4 protein-coding genes are annotated in these 4,995 nt (G+C 61.7%); 3 read left to right on the forward strand and 1 reads right to left on the reverse strand.

Annotation, left to right across the window (positions count from 1 at the left end; all coding sequences use genetic code 11):
• Positions 1–34: 34 nt before the first annotated feature.
• Positions 35–1,189 (reverse strand): glycerol dehydrogenase, encoded by a 1,155-nt coding sequence (locus ACI944_RS11575; protein ID WP_411719212.1) that lies wholly within the window; start codon positions 1,187–1,189, stop codon positions 35–37.
• 151 nt (positions 1,190–1,340) lie between these two features.
• Between ACI944_RS11575 and ACI944_RS11580 the strand changes: the two genes are divergently transcribed.
• The 3 genes from ACI944_RS11580 to ACI944_RS11590 all read left to right on the forward strand — a co-directional run.
• Positions 1,341–2,153 carry a winged helix-turn-helix transcriptional regulator gene (locus ACI944_RS11580; protein ID WP_411719213.1) on the forward strand — a complete coding sequence of 271 codons (813 nt, stop codon included), beginning with the start codon at positions 1,341–1,343 and terminating at the stop codon, positions 2,151–2,153.
• Between the two features lie 46 nt (positions 2,154–2,199).
• Positions 2,200–3,159: a diphosphomevalonate decarboxylase gene (locus tag ACI944_RS11585; RefSeq protein WP_411719214.1), complete on the forward strand. Its 960-nt coding sequence runs from the start codon at positions 2,200–2,202 to the stop codon at positions 3,157–3,159.
• Between the two features lie 67 nt (positions 3,160–3,226).
• A partial coding sequence (locus ACI944_RS11590; protein ID WP_411719215.1) for a diol dehydratase reactivase subunit alpha occupies positions 3,227–4,995 on the forward strand: 1,769 nt, incomplete at its 3' end.

Consider the following 4,995-nt stretch of genomic DNA (forward strand, 5'->3'; position numbering starts at 1 on the left):
ATTCGGCTTTTATCGGTCGCTATCCGCGCCGGCCTCACTCGGCTTCCGGCATCGACGGCTCCGCTGACGGCGCTTGCTCTGTGGTCGAGTCGCCGTACGTCGCCGAGATCTGTTGGCCGAACCTGTCGGCTGCTATCAGCGCGTCCGCGACCAGCGTCGGTGTCGCCTCGAAGGAGTGGTTGTGGATCGTCTCCGCCTCGGCACAGGCCGCTGTCGCGATCGTCTCAAGCTGCTCGTCGGTTGGGTTGTCGAGCCCGATATCCGCGAGTGTTACCGGGAGGCCGATGTCGAGGGAGAACCGAATCACCTGCTGTATGAACTCGTCGTCGCGCCCCTCAAGAACGAGCTGGGTGAGTGTCCCGATATTCACCTTCTCGCCGTGTTTCGCGCCGTGGGTCGCCTCAACCTGCGTGAGGCCGTTGTGAATCGAATGAGCAGCAGCCAGCCCGCCGCTCTCGAAACCGATCCCGCTCAGGAGGGTGTTTGCCTCAACGACGTTGTCGACGCTTTGGGTAACCCGGTCGCTCTCGACGGCGGCGACAGCCGACTGTGCGTGCTCGGTAACCGTTTCGTAACAGAGACGCGCGATACGATGGCCAGCGAGGGTATCCTTCCCCGAAAGAATGTTATCGCCGTCGGCGATGAACGTCGCGTCGGCCTCGAACCAGGTCGCGAGCGCGTCGCCGATCCCGGCGACAAACAGGTCAGTCGGCGCCTCGGCGATCACGGCTGTGTCGACAATCACTGCCGTCGGGTGCTTCGAGAGAAACCGGTATTCTTCGAACTCGCCGTCGCTCGTGTATACCACCGACAACGCGCTGCAAGGTGCGTCAGTCGAAGCAATCGTTGGAACGACCACAGTGTCGATGTCACACGCCTCACCGACAGCTTTTGCCGTGTCAAGTGTTTTGCCGCCGCCCACACCGATGACAAACTCCGCGCCGATGTCCCCGACTATTGCCGACAGACGATCGATTTCCGCCTTCGAGCACTCCCCGCCGAACTTCTCGGTGGTGACGTCGATCCCGGCATCGTTCAGACTCGCTGTCACCGGCTCTTCGGTGAGTCTCTTCGCCGTCGGGCTTGCGACGTACAGGGCTGTCGACCCCATTGTTTCGACGTGGTCCCCGATCGAGTCGATTGCGTTCCGCTGTTGGATGTACGTATCCGGTGAACCGAAAACTTGCATATGTCCGTGTGAATGGTTAGTCGTGAGTGATATAAACCTTTATTAAAAAACATGATATTTACACCGGCCGAGGTGCCGAACCACCCACGGACGGCTGATACAGTTCCCTGGAAAACATATTTGTGGGAGGCATCGAAACGACGATCAAGCGATGATCGAAGGGAGCCCGGGCAGCGACCCAGAACTATTTACAAGCAAGCCGAGCGCGACGCGTTTTCAGATACTTATACGCATTATCAAACACCAGCCGGCGATCAATCAAAACGAGATCGCTGAAGCGGTCGGGCTCACACCCCAGTCGGTCAGCGACTACCTCCGGGAGCTCAAGACGCAAGGCTATGTCGAGAAGCACGGTCGAGGACGCTACGAGGTCACGAAGGAGGGCGTCAACTGGATACTCTCGCGGACGAAGGAACTAGAGAAGCTGGTTGAGTACGTCGATCGGGAAATACTTCGGGACACGGAGGTCGAGAGCGCAATCGCAGTGGAACAAATAGACGAAGGACAACAGGTCTCGCTCTCAATGCGCGAAAGCAAACTCCACGCGGTCCCGGGGCAAGCGGGCCCGGCGACGGCGGTTGCGGTCACGAACGCGGACGAAGGGGGGGTCGTCGGCGTGACGAGCGTCGACGGGATGGTTGAGTACGACCCCGGCCGGGTGACGGTCGTTACCGTTCCGGAGGTACAAAACGGGGGGCAAAACGGCGTTGATTCGGATCGCCTTACGACGCAGGCCCAGAGACACGGGCGGGTCGCAGCGAACGGCCTCGAATCCACCGTGGCGGCGGAGGCGGCGGGGATCGAGCCGGATATCACGCTCGGGGTCCCCGAGAGCGTTTCGGAGGCGGCCATGAAAGGACTCGACGTGCTCGTACTCACGACCCCAGTGGGAATCACGGATATCATCGAGCAGTTACGACAGGAAGACATCACCCACGAGATGCTTGACGGGACTGACCTATGACTCCCGACGGGACCGAGACGACGTCGCGGGACTGCGCCCCCACAGCATGAAGGCAAGCGCCCGCGCCCACCCGATTCAGGGGCTCATAAAATACCATGGCTTGCGCGACGAAGCCCGGAATATCCCGTCTCACGACTCTATTTCCATGTGTACGGCCCCCTCGAAGACGGAGACGACAGTCGAATTCGGCCACGACGAGGATGTTTGTCTCGTCGACGGGGAGCCGGTCGATTCGGAGGGATACGACCGCGTCACGACGGTGCTCGATCGCGTCCGGCGGACGGCCGGAATCGACGAGGGGGCACGGGTCGAATCTCGGAACACGTTCGAGTCAAACGTCGGTCTCGGGGCGTCAGCCTCGGCGTTCGCGGCGCTCGCGGTCGCCGCGGCGGAGGCAGCGGAGCTGTCACTGACGCGCCGGGAGCTGTCGGCTCTTGCCCGGCGGGGCTCCCCGTCGGCCGCACGAAGCGTCACGGGTGGGTTCTCTCGGCTCCGGACAGACACGACCGCCAACCGGTGCGTCGCCAAGCGCATCGACGCGTCGTTCGACAGCGATATCCGGACCGTCGTCGGGGTGGTCCCGTCGTTCAAGCACACCACACGCGCTCATGAGGAGACGCCGGCGTCTACACTGTTCGACGGTCGGTTGGCATACATCCATGATGCGCTCGCTGAGATGCAGCAGGCGCTGTGTGACGGTGACTTCGAGGCGGCCTTCGGACTCGCCGAGCGCGACTCCTTGCACCTCCTTGCGGTGACGATGACGGGGCCGGATGCGTGGTTCTACTGGCGACCGGAGACCGTTCAGCTCAAGGAACTCGCCTCGGAACTCCGGTCAGAGGGCGTCCCGGTGTACTTTTCATCGGACACCGGCGCAACGGCGTATCTCAATACGACGGCCGAGCACGCCTCGCAGGTCGCCGAACGGGTCGAGTCGCTCGGGATCGAATCCCGGGTCTGGTCGGTGGGTGGCCCCGCGACGCCGATCGGAAGCCACCTGTTCTGATCGCTCGGGTGTGGGTAACGGTATCATTCATGGAAACCTATTTTATTCTTCCTGTGATACTAGTGGTATGGGCTACGTTGCGGGTGTCGACATCGGGAACTCCAGCACTGAGGTTGCACTTCTGCGTCGTTCGGGCAGTGGCGAGACGACGTTTGTTTCGGACGCTCTCTACCGGACGACGGGGCTGAAAGGCACGAAAAAGAACGTCCCGGGTGTAATTAAAGCACTCAGAGAGGCGAGCAAGGAAGCCGGAATCGACGCCTCAGAGATCGACCGGGTGCTTCTCAACGAGGCGGCGCCGGTCATCGGTGACGTTGCGATGGAGACGATCACCGAAACAGTGATCACCGAATCGACGATGATCGGGCACGATCCTTCGACGCCGGGGGGCGTGGGGCTTGGGACGGGCACGACGACGGAGATAACCGCCGATATGGATGAGTATCCGGCGGACGAACCGATCGTCTTCTTGATCCCGGAGACCGTCGATTTCGCCGTCGCGGCAAATAGGATCAACGAGTGGTCGGCGGCAGGATACGAGATCAACGGCGCGATCGTACAGCGAGACGACGCCGTTCTCATCGACAACCGCATCGACGTCGAGATCCCGATCGTCGACGAGGTCGGACAAATCGGCGATGTCCCGCGCGACCAGCGGGCGGCCGTCGAGGTGGCCCCGCAGACGAGCGGCAAGACGATAGACGAACTGTCGAACCCCTATGGAATCGCGACGGTGTTCGACCTCTCGCCGGAGGAGACTCAAAAGATCATTCCGGTCTCACGAGCGCTGGTTGGGAACAAATCCGCTGTGGTGATCAAGACCCCCGAGGGCGATGTCGAGGAACGGACGATCCCGGCGGGCGAACTGCGAATCGTCGACGAGCGTGGGGTCGAAACCGAGGTACCGGTCGACGAGGGGGCGTCTCGAATCATGGAGGCGGTAATGGACAACTGGCCGGTCGCCGACGTCAGAGGCGAGAGCGGTTCAAACATCGGCGGCATGTTAAACCGGGCCCGCGACAGCATGGCAGAGGTCACGGGCCAGCCCGTCGACTCGATCGAGATCCGAGATATCATGGCCGTCGACACGTTGATTCCACAAGAGGTCGAGGGGTCCGTGGCCGGGGAGCACTCCATGGAAAACGCGGTCGCCCTGGCCGCGATGGTAAAGACCCAACAGCTCCCGATGCAACAGATCGCCAACGGGATCGAATCCGAACTCGGGGCTGAGGTTCTGATCCAGGGTGTCGAGGCGAAGATGGCTGTTCTCGGGTCGCTTACGACGCCCGGGACCGACCACCCGGTCGCGATCCTCGACATGGGCGGCGGTTCGACCGACGCCGCCTATATGGACGAGGAGAAGGCCATCGACTCGATCCACCTCTCGGGGGCCGGCGACATGGTGACGATGCTGATCGATTCCGAACTCGGCCTCGACGACCGCGAACTCGCCGAGGAGATCAAGATATACCCCGCGGCGGAGGTCGAGACCCTTTTCAGCGTCAGACAGGAGGACGGAACGGTGAACTTCTTTGACGACCCGGTCGATCCGGAGCTCTTCGGTCGGACCGTTCTGCTCAAAGACGACGAGATGCGGCCGATTCCGATTGATAAGTCCTCCGAGGAGATCCGGCGAGTCCGCCAGCAGGCCAAACGCCGCGTATTCGTCAAGAACGCCGAGCGCGCGCTGAACATTATCACTCCGACAGAAAACATTCGTCATCTGCCGTTCGTGGTCATGACCGGACGCTCGTCGCTCGATTTCGAGATTCCGGAGATGATCTCGGACGCGCTCGCCGAATACGGGATCGTCTGTGGCCGCGCAAACGTCCGGGG

Origin of the sequence: Natronomonas sp. (assembly GCF_046710025.1) — an archaeon.
Classification (GTDB): Archaea; Halobacteriota; Halobacteria; order Halobacteriales; family Haloarculaceae; genus Natronomonas.

What these genes read in the sequence shown, in the direction of transcription:
- ACI944_RS11580 (WP_411719213.1), top strand. Translation starts at nt 1,341, where the DNA reads ATGATCGAAGGGAGCCCGGGCAGCGACCCAGAACTATTTACAAGCAAG.
- ACI944_RS11585 (WP_411719214.1), top strand. Translation starts at nt 2,200, where the DNA reads ATGAAGGCAAGCGCCCGCGCCCACCCGATTCAGGGGCTCATAAAATAC.
- ACI944_RS11575 (WP_411719212.1), bottom strand. Translation starts at nt 1,189, where the DNA reads ATGCAAGTTTTCGGTTCACCGGATACGTACATCCAACAGCGGAACGCA.